The sequence below is a fragment of the Azospirillum soli genome (assembly GCF_017876165.1).
GTDB classification, from domain to species: domain Bacteria; phylum Pseudomonadota; class Alphaproteobacteria; order Azospirillales; family Azospirillaceae; genus Azospirillum; species Azospirillum soli.
This window is the reverse complement of the sequence record NZ_JAGINQ010000002.1, coordinates 179431-198410: the sequence shown is the minus strand read 5'-3', so window position 1 is coordinate 198410 and position 18980 is coordinate 179431. Positions and strand designations below refer to the sequence as shown.

At 65.1% G+C, this 18980-nt stretch carries 16 protein-coding genes and 1 pseudogene; 13 read left to right on the top strand and 4 right to left on the bottom strand.

What is annotated here, in order from left to right:
* Nucleotides 1-20 precede the first annotated feature (20 nt).
* Nucleotides 21-401 (bottom strand): helix-turn-helix transcriptional regulator, encoded by a 381-nt coding sequence (locus J2852_RS03910; RefSeq protein WP_209871253.1) that lies wholly within the window; start codon nucleotides 399-401, stop codon nucleotides 21-23.
* 157 nt (nucleotides 402-558) lie between these two features.
* Here J2852_RS03910 and J2852_RS03905 point away from each other — a divergent pair, with 157 nt between their 5' ends.
* Together J2852_RS03905 and J2852_RS03900 are read left to right on the top strand one after the other, a co-directional pair.
* The gene (locus tag J2852_RS03905; RefSeq protein ID WP_209871251.1) at nucleotides 559-804 is read left to right on the top strand and encodes a hypothetical protein; all 246 of its coding nucleotides are present in this window, start codon (nucleotides 559-561) and stop codon (nucleotides 802-804) included.
* Between the two features lie 18 nt (nucleotides 805-822).
* Nucleotides 823-1794 carry a hypothetical protein gene (locus tag J2852_RS03900; protein WP_246499285.1) on the top strand — a complete coding sequence of 324 codons (972 nt, stop codon included), beginning with the start codon at nucleotides 823-825 and terminating at the stop codon, nucleotides 1792-1794.
* Between the two features lie 130 nt (nucleotides 1795-1924).
* On the opposite strand, the gene J2852_RS03895 is transcribed toward J2852_RS03900, so the two are convergent.
* Nucleotides 1925-2866 (bottom strand): endonuclease/exonuclease/phosphatase family protein, encoded by a 942-nt coding sequence (locus J2852_RS03895; RefSeq protein ID WP_209871248.1) that lies wholly within the window; start codon nucleotides 2864-2866, stop codon nucleotides 1925-1927.
* A gap of 497 nt (nucleotides 2867-3363) precedes the next feature.
* Between J2852_RS03895 and J2852_RS03890 the strand changes: the two genes are divergently transcribed.
* Nucleotides 3364-4197 carry a hypothetical protein gene (locus J2852_RS03890; RefSeq protein ID WP_209871244.1) on the top strand — a complete coding sequence of 278 codons (834 nt, stop codon included), beginning with the start codon at nucleotides 3364-3366 and terminating at the stop codon, nucleotides 4195-4197.
* A 294-nt stretch (nucleotides 4198-4491) separates the two neighbouring features.
* On the opposite strand, the gene J2852_RS03885 is transcribed toward J2852_RS03890, so the two are convergent.
* Together J2852_RS03885 and J2852_RS03880 are read right to left on the bottom strand one after the other, a co-directional pair.
* Nucleotides 4492-4932, bottom strand: coding sequence for a hypothetical protein (locus J2852_RS03885; RefSeq protein ID WP_209871241.1), 441 nt, complete (start codon nucleotides 4930-4932; stop codon nucleotides 4492-4494).
* A gap of 89 nt (nucleotides 4933-5021) precedes the next feature.
* Nucleotides 5022-5621, bottom strand: a pseudogene (locus J2852_RS03880) (magnesium chelatase domain-containing protein); the annotation flags it as partial.
* Between the two features lie 175 nt (nucleotides 5622-5796).
* Here J2852_RS03880 and J2852_RS03875 point away from each other — a divergent pair.
* From J2852_RS03875 to phoB, 10 genes are all read left to right on the top strand, one after another.
* Nucleotides 5797-6543, top strand: coding sequence for a creatininase family protein (locus J2852_RS03875; RefSeq protein WP_209871238.1), 747 nt, complete (start codon nucleotides 5797-5799; stop codon nucleotides 6541-6543).
* 574 nt (nucleotides 6544-7117) lie between these two features.
* Nucleotides 7118-9388 (top strand): NADP-dependent malic enzyme, encoded by a 2271-nt coding sequence (locus tag J2852_RS03870; RefSeq protein WP_209871235.1) that lies wholly within the window; start codon nucleotides 7118-7120, stop codon nucleotides 9386-9388.
* A 286-nt stretch (nucleotides 9389-9674) separates the two neighbouring features.
* Entirely contained in the window at nucleotides 9675-10775 is a 1101-nt protein-coding gene (locus tag J2852_RS03865; protein ID WP_209871232.1) for a calcium-binding protein, read from the top strand.
* A 155-nt stretch (nucleotides 10776-10930) separates the two neighbouring features.
* Nucleotides 10931-12445 carry an ATP-binding protein gene (locus tag J2852_RS03860; RefSeq protein WP_209871230.1) on the top strand — a complete coding sequence of 505 codons (1515 nt, stop codon included), beginning with the start codon at nucleotides 10931-10933 and terminating at the stop codon, nucleotides 12443-12445.
* Between the two features lie 179 nt (nucleotides 12446-12624).
* Nucleotides 12625-13662, top strand: coding sequence for a PstS family phosphate ABC transporter substrate-binding protein (locus J2852_RS03855; RefSeq protein ID WP_209871226.1), 1038 nt, complete (start codon nucleotides 12625-12627; stop codon nucleotides 13660-13662).
* A 195-nt stretch (nucleotides 13663-13857) separates the two neighbouring features.
* Entirely contained in the window at nucleotides 13858-15240 is a 1383-nt protein-coding gene (pstC, locus tag J2852_RS03850) for a phosphate ABC transporter permease subunit PstC (RefSeq protein WP_209871223.1), read from the top strand.
* Complete coding sequence (gene pstA / locus J2852_RS03845; RefSeq protein ID WP_209871220.1) at nucleotides 15233-16531, top strand: phosphate ABC transporter permease PstA; 1299 nt, start codon at nucleotides 15233-15235, stop codon at nucleotides 16529-16531. The genes pstC and pstA overlap by 8 nt, the downstream gene beginning before the upstream one ends.
* Nucleotides 16532-16571: 40 nt before the next feature.
* Nucleotides 16572-17357: a phosphate ABC transporter ATP-binding protein PstB gene (pstB, locus tag J2852_RS03840; protein WP_209871217.1), complete on the top strand. Its 786-nt coding sequence runs from the start codon at nucleotides 16572-16574 to the stop codon at nucleotides 17355-17357.
* A 37-nt stretch (nucleotides 17358-17394) separates the two neighbouring features.
* A complete protein-coding gene (gene phoU, locus J2852_RS03835; RefSeq protein ID WP_209871214.1) occupies nucleotides 17395-18135 on the top strand; it encodes a phosphate signaling complex protein PhoU in 741 nt (246 codons plus the stop codon).
* Between the two features lie 31 nt (nucleotides 18136-18166).
* Complete coding sequence (gene phoB, locus J2852_RS03830; RefSeq protein WP_209871211.1) at nucleotides 18167-18871, top strand: phosphate regulon transcriptional regulator PhoB; 705 nt, start codon at nucleotides 18167-18169, stop codon at nucleotides 18869-18871.
* Nucleotides 18872-18980: the final 109 nt, after the last annotated feature.

Sequence of the window (18980 nt, the reverse complement as noted above, 5' to 3'; positions counted from 1 at the left end):
TGCGGTCACAAACACCGCAGCTACCGTTGGCGGTCGTCCTGCACCCGCTGCCTCCCGGAACCCTTGCGATGCAGAAGGTGAAGCCCTTCGATCAGATGAAGCGCCACCTCCGCTTCCAAATCGGAAAGCCCCCGAACGGCGTCCCGGATGCGGGCTTCAACGTCGGCCCTGGCCGGCGTGATAGTGAAACCGTCATCGAAGAAATCTGAGATCGGCGCGCCCAGGAACCGGGCGATGCGTTCCAGCGTGTCGACGGCCACGAGCGTTTGACCGCGCTCGATGTTGCCGACGGTCTCCACGCTGCGGTCGATGCCCTCGGCAAGCTGCTCCTGCGTCAGCCCCCGCCGCTCCCTGAGCGCGCGCACCCGCCGCCCAATGCGCAGTTTCAGGTCATCACTCATCGGCGGGAGTGTCGCCGCCGGCCTGCGCCTTGACCACCAAAGACCTTACAGAAATCGCGCGTAATCTGTATGATCTTGCAGGCGCGGCGGGAGATTCCGTAATTCGATGCCGCCCCCGCGGGTGGCCGCCGCGCGGCACGGTGAGGGAGTCCTTGGCATGACCATCGAGTTTTGGATTCTTCTGGCGTTCGTGTTCGTCCTGTTTGGCCTGGCGCCGAAGATCAATCGCGATGGGCTTCCCACGTCGGTCCCTTCGAGCCGACAGACGCAGCGGGTCGAAGCCGACCAGGACGACGATGACGACGAGGTGATCTGGCACACCCCGGTGTCGGGAGCGCCTCGCCACCACATGAGCCCCGGCGCCCGCATACAGGCGATGAGCTCGGACAGTCTGTTCCATTGACCGGCCGTGGTTGACCCCTTGGCGGCGATCATCAGGCGTCCGATCAGGACCATGCGGTTGCGGATGAGCGTGCTCGCGCTCTCGGCCGCCGCGGCCGGTTTGGCGGGGTGCGTGACCCGCGGGAACGAAGGGCCGGCGTTGCGGGCACGCGACGCGCGGGAGTCGGAGGCGCTGCAGCTTGTCAGGGCGGCCGACCTGCTCGGGCTGAGGGATGCCGACGCACCGAAGGACACCGCGGCCCCGGGAGGCGGTTCGACCTTGCCCAGCGCCGCCGTGTTCGGCGGACTGAACTACCTGAGTCCGCCTCCCGGGTTCACATCGGCAGCGGCTGGCGCCCTTGGCTTCGCCACCCTCTTCTTCGCCGGCCCCACCCCGGAAGACGCGTCCCGATACACGCGGCTGCTGGTCTGGATGCCGCGCGAGGAAGCCGGCACGGCGGAGGAGGCCCGGCGGAAGCTGGACGAGTTGGTGCAGCGCGAGCTGACGGCCGTGCTGGCTGAGGTCGCGCTGCCTTCGGGCTATCGGCTGGAGAAGGACCAGCGTCCGTTCACCGCCCATCGGCCGGACGGCGGCTTGATAACCACGCGCTACACCACCACGCAAACCATCTGGCGCATTCGTGGCGGCGAATGCGACGAGCCGAAGGTGACGTGCCAGTATCAGGTGTCCATGCCGTTGCCGCCCGTTGAGGGGACGGCGCCGACGCTACTCGGCGGCTATCCCGCGTGGACCTACGTCCGGACCGAAGGGCTGACGGGCATTTCGCCGTCCTTTATCGACCGCCGGCCGTTCCAGGAGACACGCCGTGCCGCCTTCCCGGACATGGAGGTGCTGCGCAAGCTGTCCGCGCGCTTACCAGCGTGGACGGCGATCTACGTCGCTCCGGGGACGATGGCTTACCTGCACGACGAGTCCGGAAACCCAGCACTGCTGGGCTACCCGGTGGTGCTGCGCGGCGGGACCGTTTCCTATTTCGTCCGGCACCAATAGGGTATCCATGATGACCCCTGGGCGCTGTGCGGCGGTGTACCCCAGCCGGGCGCTTGGGGGCTTGTAAAGGCCCTGCCGTTTCGGCAGGGCCATTCTTGTGGACGGCGGCGGATTCGGCCACGCCGGTCGTTCACGAGGTCGGTTGCGGCTGAAGCTGGACCGAGATCGGGCAATGGTCGGACAGCAGTTCCTTAGCACGCGGCCCGCTCTCCGAATAGACAAGCTGGCGGAAGGTCTGCGCCCCGACCAGCGATGCCGCCTTGGGGCTGAGGACGATGTGGTCGATGTACTTCGGATACTCGCCGCCCCAGCACTCCGAACGCCGGCCCTCGGTCACGCGGACGAGTTGGGCCTGCGGCGCACCGATCGCCACCCAAGCCGGGTCCGGCTGACCCTGAGGCGTGGGCTCGAATCGGCGGTTGAAGTCACCGAGGATCGCGAACGGTATGCCTTCCCGCGTCCGTTCGGCGATCCAGGTGCGCAGCACCGGAAGCTGGCGGCTCAACGAGCGGCAGGCGTCGGCCGCGCTCGTGATCGGTGCGTCGAAGCATCCGGACTTCAGATGCACCGCCAAGAGTCGGAGGGGTTGGCCGTTCAGGTTGACCGTCACATCGACCCCACGGCGCAGTGAGCCGGTTGGATCGAGCCCGACCACATCGGGATTGCGCGTGTAGGAGAGGCCATTCCGGATCGCGAATCCGACGCGCTGGACATCCCGCTCGTCAGCGATCTCGATCTTGTAGTGGCTGGGATTGAAGACACGCGCCGCGTTCTCCGCACCATCGACCTCCTGGAAGGCCACGATGTCGCCGTTGAGCTGGGCCGCGTACCGCTGGAGTGCGTCGAACGCTGCGGCGGGGCGCGGGCGGACGTTGGAAGGAAGACCCTGCTGTCGAGTGGTTAGCCACTCCAGGTTCCAGGTGGCGAGGGTGAGCGCCGGTGCCGTGCGGGCGATCCGCGCCGCCGCTTCCGGCTGGGGTGCCGTTGGGGATGCCGAGGGCGGTTCAGGTTGCTGCGCGCATGCGGACAGCAAAGCCAGGGCGACAAGCGTTGCTCGAAGTGGAAGACGCATCGTGTATCCCCCCGATGTTGTGCCACACGCTCTGAAGATTGAGCGCGCCTTAGGGAGGATGCTTCAAGCAACCGGGAGGTAACAATTACCAACAAGTAATAAAGAGTAATTCTCTATGAATGCAATCGTGTGTTACGCCCTGTTTTTCAGGCGCTCCTGAAAATCAAGGTGGCCTGCGGTCGAAAACGCGTATTCGCTGATTAGACATGCCCAGGTTGGTTGGTTGATCCTCAGGCGAACCTCGGCCCCAACACATAATCAGTTCAAAGCTGCTTCGAGGAAGTTTATGGCGGACCATTCTGGGCGAAATTCGCGGATTCATCAAGTGGTCAGAAAATTGGCGGGCCACCGATCTCCTTCCAAAGTTCAGATACCAATACCCGTTTGATCTAGCCCATTATATTTATTTCCTTATATTGCTCCTTGATCATATTCAAGAAAGCGGAAATGGACTGGAAGTCCGTAATCCATAATGAGCGATTTTTACGGAGGGCTCAATGTCTGGCGCTGCAATTATTTTAATATTAGCGTCGTTTTTCACGTATGTTGCGATTACGATCCTCGCACGCTACATATTAATATGGATATTTCCTGCTCTGCAGGTTAGGCCTCTCTTGGCGATTATCGCTGCATCCTCGCTTGTTAATGTTTGGCTTGTATCGGCCTTGATTTTGAATGTTACAGTTGATAGAGCGCCTCCGCCAAATTCTGTTGAATCATCCAGTGTAGAGCCTCATACGGCTGATCTCGTTTTCATAGTTCCTCCCAAGTTAAACAAAGATGACCAACACGATGCTCGAGCTAGGCTCAGCGTTAATGTGCCTGCAATAGAAATCGAACGGGCTTTGTTGGCGGAAGGGCGTCCTGATGTTGAATATAAGTCTATTGTTGCTAAAGTGCGAACCGAGATGGTGATGGCAGCGGAGCTAAGCGGAGGTAAAGTTTTCGATATTGAACCAAAGGGGCAGCAGCTGCGTGAGTTTGGAGTCACTGGCGAGGCGGACTGGGCTTGGCGCATTACACCACTCAAACGTGGTGAGCATTACTTGACATTGACGGTTCTTGCAATGGTGCCTGGACATACTTCAGGCCTTCCACGATTCCATAGAGTGCTGGAACGAAAAATCCTCGTCGAAGTTTCTCCGTTGGAGCGTGTCGGAGAGTTTCTCGAAGAGGTGACTAAACCGCTCGGCAATTTGCAGTCGCTTTGGGCCGCTATGATTGTACCAATTGGAGCCGCCTTGTATGGATTCTATCAATGGCTCAAAAGGCCAGCCAAAAGAAAGCCGAAAAATGGCCCTAAAAGTGGACCAAAACGCCCGCGAAAATGAAGTTATTGATGTCGGAGAGGCGCTCCAGATTATTGATGGCGACGACGATTGCTCAACGCTTTGCACGGGTCGCCATATACATTTGTTCATTGTAGTGGATTGATGAGTGTCAGGCAAAAGTGATCGCAAATCTGGACGCTACAATCCGGTTTCAATTAGTGAATTGGCACTATACCAGCCAACATGCACCTGCTCGATCGATGATCAGTGATCGTTCGAGGCCGCCAGAAACTCTCTCCATTGTGCCTGCATCGACCACAGCTTCCGATCTGCGAATATTTTTTCATGTTCCCTTTACACAAGCTCCCAGATCACAGAACGATTGCTTCCCTGGACACGGCCATTTTTGCGCAGCATGCCGATGCGGAACTTTGAATTTAGTCGTGCGCTGACCTTTCGGTTCAGGGTCTCGAACTGATGGCGGGTCACCTGCGGAGAGCCTTTCTTCTGCAGAATGGCCTGGGTGATCTCGGTCGTGCTCATCGGGCGGCGGTTCTCCCGGAGCACGTCGAGGGCCATCACGGATGCCTCCCCTGGACGGAAGATCTGATCCTCCTTGTAAGGGCGCTTCGGCGCGAGCCCATCCAGGGGGTAGTGGGGATCGAGAAGCCGAATCGTCTCGTCGAGGTGCTCGATGGCCTTTTCGTGGTCCTTCAGTTCGGCCTGAAGCACTTCCATCTCGCGCATGATGGTGCGCCGACGGTCAACGAGCGTAGTGATTGCGTGGGACGTCATCGGCCATATCTCCGGAATCGATCCGGATCAGGCTACAGCGGGGCCGGCTCGCCCTCACCAACTTGCTGGGTGCGTCTGCGCCACCATGCCGCCGTCTCGTTGCCCTTCACGTCGCGAAGGTCGAGACGCGCGCCCTCGTCGTCTTCCCGGATGCGGGGCTTTGGCCGGGTGAGGACCTGCGTACCCTTGAAGTGATTGATTAGGCTAAGCAAATTTGCAGGCGCGATCACGTCCAGACCATCGCCCGCCCAGGCGGCTTCCCCGCCACACCCTTCCGGGCAGATCAGCCCACGGTCCTGCGCCAGCGCGTTAATCGCCGCCGGCAGCACCCCCGCCACCGGTGTCAGCGCTCCGTCCAGCGCCAGTTCCCCCAGCGCGCAGTAGCGCTGCATCTCGATGTCGGGCAGCACGCCCATGACGGTCAGCAGGGCCAGCGCGATGGGCAGATCGAAGTGGCTTCCCTCTTTGAGCACGTCGGCCGGTGCCAGATTCACTGTGATGCGCTTGGCCGGTAGGGCGAGGCCCAGCGCGTGCAGGGCGGCGCGCACCCGTTCCCGGCTTTCCGCCACCGCCTTGTCGGGCAGGCCGACCACCGTGAAGGCGACGATGCCGCCGGACATCTGCACCTGAACGTCGATGTCCAGAACCTCGATGCCCTGGAACGCCACCGTCTTGATCCGCGCAACCATGCCGAACGCCACCCGATTCGAGATGCACGCGACTGTATGCGATGCCCAGAGGATATGCCAGCGGTGCGGGCGGGCGGGCCAAAAACCGCGGGGAGCATCCCGTTGAACGCGTGTCGGAACCGGGGCGATCTGCCCTAAACTCTCTCCCGCACACCAAACAAGAGGGACAGGGACCGTGCAGCTTCTTCTCAGCACCTGGGCCGAGGCCGAGGCCTATTTGAAGACGTCCAAGGGCATCATCATGCCCATCGGCTCCACCGAGCAGCACGGGCCGAACGGGCTGATCGGCACCGACGCCATCTGCGCGGAGTTCATCGCGCGCCGGGTGGGCGAGGCGACCGGCGCCATAGTCGGCCCGACGATCCCCGTGGGCATGGCCGTGCACCACATGGAGTTCCCCGGCTCCATGACGCTGAAGCCCTCCACCCTGCTGGCGCTGCTGCGCGACTACGTGTCGTCGCTGGCCGAGCATGGGTTCGAGCGCTTCTTCTTCATCAACGGCCACGGCGGCAACATCCCGACCGTCCGCGCCGCCTTCTACGAGATCTACGCCGAACAGCGCGCGCTGAAGGGCAAGGACGCCCCCGACCTGCGCTGCACGCTGGTGAACTGGTGGGAAAATGCCGACGTCGGCCGCCTGTCCAAGGAGCTGTTCGGCGCCAGGGAAGGCTCCCACGGCACGCCCAGCGAGGTGTCGGTAACCCAGTACGCCTATCCGGAGGCGATCAAGACGGCGGCCATGGATCCGGAAACCGCCCCGGCCGGCAGCTTCTACGACGCGCGGAATTTCCGCAGCCGCTACCCGGACGGCCGAATCGGCTCCGCCCCCGGCCTCGCCAGCCCGGAGCACGGCCAGCGCCTGACCGAAGTCGCGGTCAGCGCCATCGCCCGCCAGTACAAGTCCTTCATGGACGAGGCGTAACGACGCCGCGTGGGCAGGGTGGGCCGGGCGAGCGCTCGGCCCATCTCGCACTATAAGGCCGCAGTCCCGGCCGGTTCACCCTTCGTTTGTCATTCTCTGCTAGGCTTCGACGCATCGACGGCCGGACCGTGCCTGCATGACCCCACGCAGCATTCCCTGAAACTGTGTTGAAGCCATGCAGCTTGCGCATCCATTCGCGCACGATTGGTTGTGCAGCCGATGCACAATGGACGTTTGCGAACAAATCGTCGCAACCCGCTGATTTATCTTTGCGAACGGCGGATTTTCGCCATTGTGCAGATCCGCGCCCCTGCACAATCCGCGCAACGCGGCACCATGGCGTGCCGACAGCGGCCACCCCGGTCATGCGATGAACGCAAGTCAGATGCGGTCCAAATATGATGCCTTTGTAATCTAATATATCGTCTTTGACAAAAAAATCGCACGATTCCGTCTCCGAACCGCCATCGCACGCTGGCGGGGAGCGGCGGAGCGGGCTAACATCGCCGCCCTGCCGCCGGCACCCCTTCAGAAAAAGACCGGCGCATCAGCTTTCCTCAGGATGCGAACTCCCATGGCCGAACCCGATACCAAGCGCGTCACCGACGAAGAAGCCCTTCTGCTGCACTCCTCCGGCCGGCCGGGCAAGCTGGAGATCACGCCGACCAAGCCGCTGACCACCCAGCGCGACCTGTCGCTGGCCTACTCGCCCGGCGTGGCGGTTCCCTGCCTGCGCATCGCCGAGGATCCGTCGCTGGCCTACGACTACACGGCCAAGGGCAACATCGTCGCGATCATCTCCAACGGCACGGCGGTTCTGGGCCTGGGCGACCTCGGCGCGCTGGCCGGCAAGCCGGTGATGGAGGGCAAGGCCGTCCTGTTCAAGCGCTTCGCCGACGTGGACGGCATCGACCTGGAGGTCGACACCAAGAACGTGGACGAGTTCGTCAACTGCGTGCGCTTCCTCGGCCCCAGCTTCGGCGGCATCAACCTTGAGGACATCAAGGCCCCGGACTGCTTCATCATCGAGGAACGGCTGCGCGAGCTGCTGGACATCCCCGTCTTCCACGACGACCAGCACGGCACCGCGATCATCGCCGCCGCCGGCCTGATCAACGCCTGCGACATCACCGGGCGCAACATCAAGGACGTGAAGATGGTGGTGAACGGCGCCGGTGCGGCGGGCATCGCCTGCGCCGAGCTGTTCACCGTCATGGGCGTGCCGCGCGAGAACATCATCCTGTGCGACACCAAGGGCGTCGTCTATCGCGGCCGGACCGAGGGCATGAACCAGTGGAAGTCCGCCTTCGCGGTGGACACCGACCGGCGCACGCTTGAGGAGGCCGTCGCCGGCTCCGACGTGTTCGTCGGCCTGTCGGCCAAGGGCGCCATGACCCAGGAGATGGTCAAGTCGATGGCGGCCAAGCCGATCATCTTCGCGCTGGCCAACCCCGACCCGGAGATCACACCGGAGGAGGTGAAGGCCGTGCGCAGCGACGCCATCGTCGCCACCGGCCGCTCCGACTACCCGAACCAGGTCAACAACGTCCTGGGCTTTCCCTACCTGTTCCGCGGCGCGCTCGACGTCCGCGCGACCACGATCAACGAGGCGATGAAGGTCGCCGCCGCCAAGGCGCTGGCCGCACTCGCCCGCGAGGACGTGCCGGACGAGGTGGACGCCGCCTATTCCGGCCGCCGCCTGCGCTACGGGCCGGAATACATCATCCCCGTGCCCTTCGACCCGCGCCTGATCGTGACGGTGCCCGCCGCCGTGGCCCAGGCCGCCATGGAATCGGGCGTGGCGCGCAAGCCCATCGTGGACATGACGGGCTACAGGGCGACTCTGCGCACCCGCCTCGACCCGACCGCCGACAGCCTTGAGCTGATCCTGGAGAAGGTCCGCGCCAACCCGCGCCGCGTCGTCTTCGCCGAGGGCGAGGAGGAACGGACCATCCGCGCAGCGCTCGCCTTCCGCGCCGCCGGCTTCGGCACCCCGGTGCTGATCGGCCGCGAGGCGATCATCAAGGAGCAGCTGGCCGCCATGGGTCAGCCCGGCGTTTCGCTGGAAATCCACAACGCCCGCGTGTCCGACGCGAACCGGCGCTACACCGATTTCCTCTACCGCCGCCTTCAGCGCAAGGGCGCCCTGTTGCGCGACTGCCAGCGCATGGTCAACCAAGACCGCAACGTCTTCGCCGCCCTGATGGTGGCGCAGGGCGACGCGCACGCCATGGTGACGGGCGTCACCCGCACCTTCGGCGTGGCCTTTGAGGAGATCCGCCGCGTCATCGACGCCAAGGCGAACGAGACAGTATTCGGCCTGCACGTCTTCCTGACGCGCAACCGCACGGTCTTCATCGCCGACACCACCGTGCACGTCCGCCCGGACGGCCAGACGCTGGCCGACATCGCCATCGGTGCGGCGGCCAAGGCGCGCCAGATGGGGCACGAGCCACGCGTGGCGCTGCTGTCCTTCTCGAACTTCGGACAGAACCCGCATCCCAACACGGACCCGCTGCGCGAGGCGGTGTCGATCCTCGACAGCCGACGCGTGGATTTTGAGTATGATGGCGAGATGTCGGCGGACGTCGCGCTCGACTACCAGCTGATGAAGCGCGTCTACCCGTTCTCCCGCCTGTCGGGTCCGGCCAACGTGCTGATCATGCCGGGCCTGCACTCGGCCAACATCTCCGCCAAGCTGCTGAGCAAGATGGCCGGCGGCCAGATGATCGGCCCCCTGCTGATCGGCCTCGACAAGCCGGTGCAGATCGTCACGATGGGCTCCGCCGTCGGCGACCTCGTCACGGCGGCAGCGTTGGCCGCGCACGACTCGCTGCCCTGGTAAGAAGAACCTGTCCCCTTCCCCGTGTCGCTGCGGGGAAGGGGACGTTCCCCCAGTAACGAATGAATGCAAGTGTATGCATTGGGCGAGCAAAGCTCTTAAATATTTCTTGTCATTTCAATTCCGCAACAACGTCCGATCCTGAATATTACAGGATTGGCGCAACAATGTTGTTGACCGAATCCGCTTATCTCTGGCGCCATGACGCTCGTTCCGATTGTCTCGGCGCGAAAAGGCACCGCTTACCCGTGTTGAACGGGGCGGCCGAAAACGGGGATGGAGGACGGTCTTGGCTATCATCAACGGAAACGAGTTCGCCAACTGGCTCGTCGGAACGGCGGATGCCGACGAACTGTACGGCTTCGAAGGCGCCGACACGCTGGACGGCGGTCTCGGCGCGGACACGCTGGTCGGCGGGCTGGGCGACGACGACTATTATGTGGACACGCTTGCCGACGTGATCGTGGAGGATGCGGTTCCCGGCATCGACGAGGTGTTCACCGCGCTGAACCAGTACACGCTGTCGGCCAACGTCGAGAACGTGATCTTCACCGGCACCGGCAACTTCATGGGCGTTGGCAACGGCATCTCCAACTTCCTGAAGGGCGGCGCCGGGGCCGACACGCTGGACGGCGGTTTCTTCAACGACACCATGATGGGCGGTGCCGGCGACGACGACTATTACGTGGACAACAGCTGGGATCAGGTCTGGGAAGACGCGGTTCCCGGCATCGACGAGGTGTTCACGACGCTCAACAGCTACACGCTGCCCGCCAACGTGGAGAACGTGATCTTCATCGGGACCGGCGACTTCGCGGGCACCGGCAACGGCATCTCCAACCTCCTGAAGGGCGGATCCGGCAACGACACGCTGGATGGGGGCGCCTTCAGCGACACCATGTGGGGCGGCACGGGCAACGACGTCTACTATGTGGACAACAGTTGGGATCAGGTCTGGGAAGACGCGGGCCAAGGCACGGACGAGGTCCGCACCACCCTGTCCGACTACACGCTGGGCACCCACGTCGAGACGCTGACCTACATCGGCACCGGCGACTTCATCGGAACCGGCAACGCGCTGGACAACATCCTGGCGGGCGGGACCGGCGACGATCGCTTGGACGGCAAGGGCGGCGACAATGTCGTGATCGGTGGGGCCGGCGCCGATGTCTTCGTTTTCGACACCGCCGGCAACCAGACCGTCACCGATTTCGGCATCGCCGATGACCGGGTCGAGGTCACCGGCTTCGCCAGCGCGCAGGAGGTTCTGGGCACCGTCCAGCAGGTCGGCAGCGACGCGGTGCTGTTCTCCGGCACTTCCACCCTGACCCTGCTGGGGGTGAACGCCGACGACCTGACCGCCGCGAACTTCACCGGTTTCGCGGTCTGAATGAGAAATCCGCCGGGGCAGGGGCCTTCCGCTCCCGTCCCGGCGGACTCCCCGCAGCATCAAAGGCAGCATTAAACTTTCGTGACGCGCGCACCGCCGCTTTGGAAATGGTGTAATAAGGCCGGATCTGTCCACATGGGAAAGCACCGCCGCCCATGAGTCCCAAGGTGATGCCGCCGCTCCGGTTGATTCTCGCCGCCGCTCTGATGCTGGCGCCGCTCCTGGGGGCTCTGGCCCTGCTCGTCCGGCATGGGGAGATCGCGCCGGGTCTGGCCATCGGCGGCGCGCTGCTCGCGCTGGCCGGCGCCGTGTTGACGCTGCGCTTCTATTATCTGGACGTGCGGGCGGTCGCCGACTGCGTCACCCAGCTCGCCGAGGATCCCGACGCGGCCCCGCCGCCGACCGCCGGGTCGGGGCCGGTGCGGGCGCTGACGGCCTCCGTGGCCCGGCTGCACCGCGTGATGGCGCGCCGCACCGAACAGGTCCAGGCGCAGCTGGAGGCCAACGAGTCGATCATCGAGGCTCTGCACGACCCCTTCGTCCTGGTCGCCTTCGACCGGACGGTGGTGCGGGCCAACCAGGCGGCGCGTGGCCTGTTCGGCGAGCGCATCCTCGGCCGCGACCTCGCCGCCAGCTTGCGGAACCCCAGCGTGCTGGAGGCGGTGGACGCGGTGCTCGGCGGAGCGGCGTCGCGCAACCTCGAATTCAGCCTGCCGGTCCCGGTGGAGCGCATGTTCGAGGTGCGCGTGAAGCCCTTCCAGCGCCGCCTGCCGCAGCCGGTCGCCGCCGCCGCCGACCGCGACGACGGGGAGTTTCCGCCGCCGGAACCCGGCTCGTCCAAGATGGTCATCCTGACCCTGCACGACATCACCGCGCTGCGCCGGTCGGAGCAGATGCGCGCCGACTTCATCGCCAACGCCAGCCACGAGCTGCGCACACCGCTGTCCTCGCTGCTGGGATTCATCGAGACTCTGCGCGGTCCGGCCCGCGAGGATCTGGACGCGCACGAGCGCTTCCTGTCGATCATGCACGATCAGGCCAGCCGCATGGCCCGCCTCGTCAACGACCTGCTGTCCCTGTCGCGGATCGAGCTGGACGAGCACATGCCGCCGGCCGGCACGGTTGATGTGCTGGACCGGCTGGACAGCGTCATGGCGTCGCTGGAACTGAAGGCCGCCAGCCGCCGCATCCGCCTGACGCTGGAAGCGCCGGACGGTCTGCCCCCGGTCATCGGCGACGAAGACCAGTTGACCCAGGTGTTCCAGAACCTCGTCAGCAACGCCATCAAATACACGCGGGAGGGCACCGACGTGACCATCGCCGTATCCGTCGCCGACGGGACGGTGGTGGGCTTCGCCGGCATGGTGCCGTTGCCGGGGCGGGGAGGGCGCGGGCACCCCATGGTGGCGGTCGCCGTGCGCGACCAGGGCGATGGCATCGCCCGCACTCACCTGCCGCGCCTGACCGAGCGCTTCTACCGCGTGGACGCCGCGCGTTCCCGCGCCATGGGCGGCACGGGCCTCGGCCTCGCCATCGTCAAGCACATCCTGAACCGCCACCGGGGCCGCCTGACCATCGAGAGCGAGGTTGGGGTGGGCAGCACCTTCACCGTCTACCTGCCGGTCGCCGAGTCGGCGGAAGCCTCGATTCCCGCGCGTCGGCAGGCCTGAAGCGTCGGCGTGACGGAAAACGGACGCCGTCACGAAACTGTCATAAAACCGTAATCAACGAGTCGCGTTCCCCGACTAACGTCCGCCCCGCACGCAGCCAAGCCAATTGGTCGCGGCAGGGCGTGGGCGCACGGCGTCCCCCCGCACAAGAGGCAATCGGGTTCATCGGAGGGATTTCCGTGATCATCAAGAAGCTCGCGCTCGCCGCCACCGCGGCCGTGGCCATCTCCGCCGCCCTGACGGGCGCGGCCAACGCCCAGTCGCGCGACCAGATCCGCGCCGTCGGTTCTTCGACCGTGTTCCCCTTCACCACCGCCGCCGCCGAGGCTTTCGGCAAGGATGGCAAGTTCAAGACCCCGGTCGTGGAGTCCACCGGCACCGGCGGCGGCCTGAAGCTGTTCTGCGCCGGCGTCGGCCCGCAGCACCCGGACGTCGCCAACGCGTCCCGCCGCATCAAGAAGTCCGAGGTCGAGCAGTGCGCCGCCAACGGCGTCACGCAGATCACCGAACTGCGCATCGGCTTCGACGGCATCGTCTTCGCCTCGGCCAAGACGGCCGCGCACGCCGACTTCTCCCGCGAGCAGGTCTGGAAGGCGCTCGCCAAGGAAGTGCCGGTTGATGGCAAGATGGTCGCCAACCCCTACAAGAAGTGGTCGGACATCGACCCGAAGCTCCCGAACAAGGAGATCGAAGTTCTCGGCCCGCCCCCGACGTCCGGCACCCGCGACGCCTTCAACGAGCTGGTGATGGGCGAGGGCTGCTCGAAGGAGGTCCACAAGATCCTCACCGACAAGAAGGCCGCCGAAAAGGCCTGCCTGACCATCCGTGAAGACGGCGCCTTCGTCGAAGCCGGCGAGAACGACAACCTGATCGTCCAGAAGCTGACCGGCAATCCGGACGCCTTCGGCATCTTCGGTTACAGCTTCCTCGACCAGAACCGCGACAAGCTCCAGGCCGCCAACATCGACCAAGTGACCCCGGCCTATGAGAACATCGCGTCGGGCAAGTACCCGGTCGCCCGTTCGCTGTACGTCTACATCAAGAATGCGCATGTCGGCGTCATTCCGGGCATCCGCGAGTACGTTGCCGAGTACACCTCGGAGCGTGCGATGGGCGACGAGGGCTATCTGGCCGACAAGGGCCTGATCGCCCTGCCGAAGGCGGACCGTGACGCGGCCCGCTCCGCGGCGGTCAACCTGACCCCGTTGCAGCTCTGATCCAACCGATGATGGCCGGCGGTTTCCTCGGAAGCCGCCGGTCTTGTTCGTGACGACTGGTGCGCTTTCCGGCCGGCATCGCCGCGCCGCCCTTCTCCCCCGCTTTTGCATGGCGGATGGGCGCGTGAAAGGCGGGCGGCAGCCGTCCAGATCCGGTAAGAGAACCAGTCAACAGCCCTAATTCGGCGGGTTCGCATGCAGCTCACGGTACTTGTTCTTATCCTGGCCCTGCTTACGGTCATAGGCTTCCAAATGGGCCGGTCGCGCGCCGCCGGTTCGGTCGGGGGGCGCATCGTCGAGCTTCATTCGGTGCCGTCGTACCACGGATTTTACGTCGCGCTCTGGGCTGGCCTTCCGGCCCTTCTGCTGTTCGTGCTCTGGAACGCGTCGGAAGGCTGGCTGGTCATGCAGATGACCCTGGCCGGACTTCCGGACCGCCTGACGCAGGTGAACGAGCAGGCGCTGAACCTGCTGCGCGCCGACATCCTGAACCTCGCGCACGGCATCTCGACGGGCCGCGACTCCGACCCGGCGGTCATCGCCGCGGCCGAGCAATACGCGCGGCTGCGCGCGATCGGCAGCTGGAGCCTTCTGGTCATCGGGACCTGCGTCGCCATGGGCGGGCTGCTTTACGCCCGCCGGCAGATCAGCCCGGACCTGCGCGCCCGCAATCGGGTGGAGCGCGCGGTCAACATCGCGCTGGTGGTCTGCTCGCTGGTCGCCATTCTGACGACCGTCGGCATCGTGCTGTCGCTGCTGTTCGAGGCGGTGCGCTTCTTCACGGTGGTTTCGCCGATCGACTTCCTGTTCGGCCTGCACTGGAGCCCGCAGACGGCCATCCGCGCCGACCAGGTCGGCTCGTCGGGCTCGTTCGGCGCGGTTCCGCTGTTCGCCGGCACCATGCTGATCACGGTCATCGCCATGCTGGTCGCCGTGCCGGTGGGCCTGATGGCGGCGATCTTCATGTCCGAATACGCCAACCCGAACCTGCGCACCTGGCTGAAGCCGATCCTGGAGATCCTGGCCGGCATCCCGACCGTGGTCTACGGCTTCTTCGCCGCCCTGACCATGGCGCCCTTCGTGCGCGGCGTGGGGCAGAGCCTGGGTCTGGGCGTCAGCTCGGAATCGGCGCTGGCGGCGGGCATCGTCATGGGCGTGATGATCATTCCCTTCGTCAGCTCGCTGTCGGACGACGTCATCAACGCCGTGCCGCAAAGCTTGCGCGACGGTTCCTACGGTCTCGGCGCCACCAAGTCGGAGACGGTCCGGCTGGTCGTTCTGCCGGCCGCCCTGCCGGGCATCGTGGCCGCCATCATGCTGGCGGTCAGCCGCGCCATTGGCGAAACCATGATAGTGGTCATGGCCGCCGGCCTGACGGCCAACCTGACGGCGAACCCGCTGGACGCGGTGACCACGGTGACCACGCAGATCGCCACCCTTCTGGTCGGTGACCAGGAATTCGACAGCCCCAAGACGCTGTCGGCCTTCGGCCTCGGCCTCGTGCTCTTCGTCGTCACCCTGACGCTCAACATGGTCGCCCTCCGGGTGGTCCAGAAGTATCGAGAGAAGTATGACTGACCTCGTGGAACAGGATACGCGGGCCATGTCGGTCGCCGCCTCCAAATCTCGCTACCAGAGCGAGGAATTCGCCGCCCGCCTGCGCCGTCGCTACGCCGCGGAGCAGCGCTTCAAGCTGGCGGGCATGCTCGCCGTCACCCTGGCGTCGATCATGCTGGTGGTGCTTCTCGGCTCGATCGTCTCGAAAGGCTACACGGCCTTCCTGCAGACGAAGATGAGGCTGGAGGTGACCATCGACCCGGCTCTGGCGCAGGAGCGGAACTACATGGCGATGCTGCGCCAGGCGCTCTACGCCCAGGTGCCGGAGATCACCGACCGCGCGTCGCGCCGTTCGCTGAACGAGCTTCTGTCCTCCGGCGCGCCGTACGAACTGGAAGCGATGGTCAGCAAGAACCCGTCGCTGATCGGCACCAAGCAGACCGTCTGGGTGCGCGCCGACGACGAAGTGGACCAGTTCGCCAAGGGGGCGATCAGCCGCGACGTGCCGGAATCCGAACGCCGCCTGAACGACATCAAGATCAAGGCCATCGACACGCTGACCGCGCAGGGTGCCATCTCGACGGGGTTCAACACCACGCTGTTCACGGCCGGCGACAGCCGCGAGCCGGAGCAGGCCGGCATCTGGGGCGCCATCGTCGGCTCCTTCCTGACGCTGGTGGTGACCATGCTGCTGTCGGTTCCCATCGGCGTCGCCGCCGCGGTCTACCTTGAGGAGTTCGCGCCCAAGAACCGCTGGACCGACCTGATCGAGGTGAACATCAACAACCTCGCGGCCGTGCCCTCGATCATCTTCGGTCTGCTGGGTCTGGCGGTCTTCCTCGGCTTCTTCGGCCTGCCGCGTTCGGCCCCGGTGGTCGGCGGTCTGGTGATGGCGCTGATGACCCTGCCGGTCATCATCATCGCGTCCCGCGTCGCGCTGAAGTCGGTGCCGCCGTCGATCCGCGAAGCCGCACTCGGCATCGGCGCCTCGCCGTTGCAGACGGTGACCCATCACGTGCTGCCGCTGGCTCTGCCCGGCATCCTGACTGGCACGATCATCGGCATGTCGCGCGCGCTCGGCGAAACGGCCCCGCTGCTGATGATCGGCATGGTGGCCTTCATCGTCGACATCCCCGGCGGCTTCACCGACAGCGCGACGGTCCTTCCGGTTCAGATCTTCATGTGGGCCGACAGCCCCGAGCGCGCCTTCACCGAGCGCACCTCGGCCGCCATCATGGTCCTGCTGGGCTTCCTTATCCTGATGAACGGCCTGGCCGTCTTCCTGCGCAAGAAATTCGAGAGGCGTTGGTAAACCCATGAGCGTCCAGACTCAAATCCCGGCCGGTGCAGCCATGACGCGTTCCGCCTCCGCGGGTGGTCCCCCGATCAAGATGGTCGCCCGCGACGTGAAGGTCTATTACGGGGCCAAGCAGGCGCTGAAGGGCATCAACCTGGAAATCCAGGAAAACCGCGTGATGGCCCTGATCGGGCCGTCGGGCTGCGGCAAGTCCACGTTCCTGCGCTGCCTGAACCGCATGAACGACACCATCGAGAACTGCCGGGTCGAAGGCCTGATCGCGCTCGACGGCGAGGACGTCTACGGCAAGAACATCGACGCCGTGCAGCTGCGCGCCCGCGTCGGCATGGTCTTCCAGAAGCCGAACCCCTTCCCGAAGTCGATCTACGACAACATCGCCTACGGCCCGCGCATCCACGGCATGGCCACCCACCGCGACGAGGTGGACGAGATCGTCACCAAGTCGCTGGAACGCGCCGGCCTGTGGAACGAGGTGAAGGACCGCCTGCGCGAGCCGGGCACCGGCCTGTCCGGCGGCCAGCAGCAGCGCCTGTGCATCGCCCGCGCCATCGCCGTCAGCCCCGAGGTGATCCTGATGGACGAGCCCTGCTCGGCGCTCGACCCCATCGCGACCGCGCACATCGAGGAGCTGATCGACGAGCTGCGCGAGAACTACACGATCGTCATCGTCACCCACAACATGCAGCAGGCGGCCCGCGTGTCCCAGAAGACCGCGTTCTTCCACCTGGGCGACATGGTGGAGTGCGACGACACCGAGGAAATCTTCACCAACCCGCGCGACGAGCGCACCCAGGGCTACATCACCGGCCGCTACGGCTGAGCCGGGCCGGTGCTGCCCGCCGGAGAAGGAGCGGAGCATGCGCACAGACCACATCGTCCGCTCCTTCGCCCAGGAGCTGCAACGCCTCGCCAACCTGGTCACCCAGATGGGCGGGGTGGCCGAAGCCCAGGTGGACGCCGCCGTCAAGGCGGTGGCCCGGCGCGACGTCGGGCTCGCCGCCCAGGTGATGCAGGCCGACCAGCGCATCGACGCGTATGAGCGCGACATCGACGCCGAGACGATCCGGCTGCTCGCTCTGCGCCAGCCGCTGGCCCAGGACCTGCGGGAGATCGTGTCGGCGCTGAAGATCTCCTCCGATCTGGAGCGGATCGGCGACTACGCCTCCAACATCGCCAAGCGGTCGCTGGCGCTGGCCCAAGTGCCGGTGGTGCGCCCGGCGGTGGCGATCCCGCGCATGGGCAAGCTGGTCGAGCAGATCATGAAGGACGTGCTCGACGCCTACACCGAGCGGGACGTCGCGAAGGCCATCGCCGCGTGGGAGCGGGACGAGGATCTCGACGACCTCTACACCAGCCTGTTCCGCGAGGTCCTCACCTACATGATGGAGGATCCGCGCAACATCACGCCGTGCACGCATCTGCTGTTCATGGCGAAGAACCTGGAGCGGATCGGCGACCACGCGACCAACATCGCGGAGACCATTCATTTCCTGGTGGTCGGTGCTCCGCTCCGCGGCGAGCGGCCGAAGAGCGACGGCAGCAGTTTCGCGGTGGTGTCGCCGGAATCGGACGATAAGGGGGCAGGCCATGCCGCGTGACGGCGAGACGCGTAGCGGGAGCGGAGGAACCATGAATTCGGCGTTGAAGCCGCTCGTCCTCATCGTCGAGGACGAAGCCGACATCGTGACGCTGCTGAAGTACAACCTGGAAAAGGAAGGCTTCCGGGTGAACGCCGCCAGCGACGGCGAGGAAGCCCTGCTCCTGGCCGGGGAGCAGACGCCGAACATCGTCCTGCTCGACTGGATGCTGCCGCTGATGTCGGGACTGGAAGTCTGCCGCCAGATGCGCCGCAACGCCAAGATGCGCGACATTCCGATCATCATGCTGACGGCGCGCGGCGAGGAAGGCGACCGGGTGCGTGGCCTGAATTCGGGCGCCGACGACTACATCACCAAGCCCTTTTCCCCGACCGAGTTGGTCGCCCGCATGCGCGCCGTGCTGCGCCGCGCCACGCCGGGGATCACCGACGAGACGCTCCAGTTCGCCGACGTGACCATGGATCTGGCCGCGCATCGTGTCCGCCGCAACGGTCGCGACGTTCATCTCGGCCCGACCGAGTTCCGCCTGCTGCGTCATTTCATGCAGCATCCCGGCCGAGTCTTCTCGCGCGAACAGCTTCTCGACATCGTCTGGGGCCACGACGTCTATGTCGAGCCGCGCACCGTGGACGTCCACATCCGCCGCCTGCGCAAGGCCATGAACGAAGACACGGACATGGACCTGATCCGCACCGTGCGCTCGGCGGGATACGCGCTGGATACCAAGTCAATCTGACGGGGCATCGCAACGGGCCCCCACCCAACCCTCCCCCATGCTGCGCACGGGGGAGGGCTTCCTAACCTGCCCCCACGCAGTGGGGGAAGGAGGGGCCCACGCGAAGCGT

What these genes read in the sequence shown, in the direction of transcription:
- J2852_RS03910 (WP_209871253.1), bottom strand. Translation starts at nt 401, where the DNA reads ATGAGTGATGACCTGAAACTGCGCATTGGGCGGCGGGTGCGCGCGCTC.
- J2852_RS03905 (WP_209871251.1), top strand. Translation starts at nt 559, where the DNA reads ATGACCATCGAGTTTTGGATTCTTCTGGCGTTCGTGTTCGTCCTGTTT.
- J2852_RS03895 (WP_209871248.1), bottom strand. Translation starts at nt 2,866, where the DNA reads ATGCGTCTTCCACTTCGAGCAACGCTTGTCGCCCTGGCTTTGCTGTCC.
- J2852_RS03890 (WP_209871244.1), top strand. Translation starts at nt 3,364, where the DNA reads ATGTCTGGCGCTGCAATTATTTTAATATTAGCGTCGTTTTTCACGTAT.
- J2852_RS03885 (WP_209871241.1), bottom strand. Translation starts at nt 4,932, where the DNA reads ATGACGTCCCACGCAATCACTACGCTCGTTGACCGTCGGCGCACCATC.
- J2852_RS03870 (WP_209871235.1), top strand. Translation starts at nt 7,118, where the DNA reads ATGGCCGAACCCGATACCAAGCGCGTCACCGACGAAGAAGCCCTTCTG.
- J2852_RS03860 (WP_209871230.1), top strand. Translation starts at nt 10,931, where the DNA reads ATGAGTCCCAAGGTGATGCCGCCGCTCCGGTTGATTCTCGCCGCCGCT.
- pstC (WP_209871223.1), top strand. Translation starts at nt 13,858, where the DNA reads ATGCAGCTCACGGTACTTGTTCTTATCCTGGCCCTGCTTACGGTCATA.
- pstA (WP_209871220.1), top strand. Translation starts at nt 15,233, where the DNA reads ATGACTGACCTCGTGGAACAGGATACGCGGGCCATGTCGGTCGCCGCC.
- pstB (WP_209871217.1), top strand. Translation starts at nt 16,572, where the DNA reads ATGACGCGTTCCGCCTCCGCGGGTGGTCCCCCGATCAAGATGGTCGCC.
- phoU (WP_209871214.1), top strand. Translation starts at nt 17,395, where the DNA reads ATGCGCACAGACCACATCGTCCGCTCCTTCGCCCAGGAGCTGCAACGC.
- phoB (WP_209871211.1), top strand. Translation starts at nt 18,167, where the DNA reads ATGAATTCGGCGTTGAAGCCGCTCGTCCTCATCGTCGAGGACGAAGCC.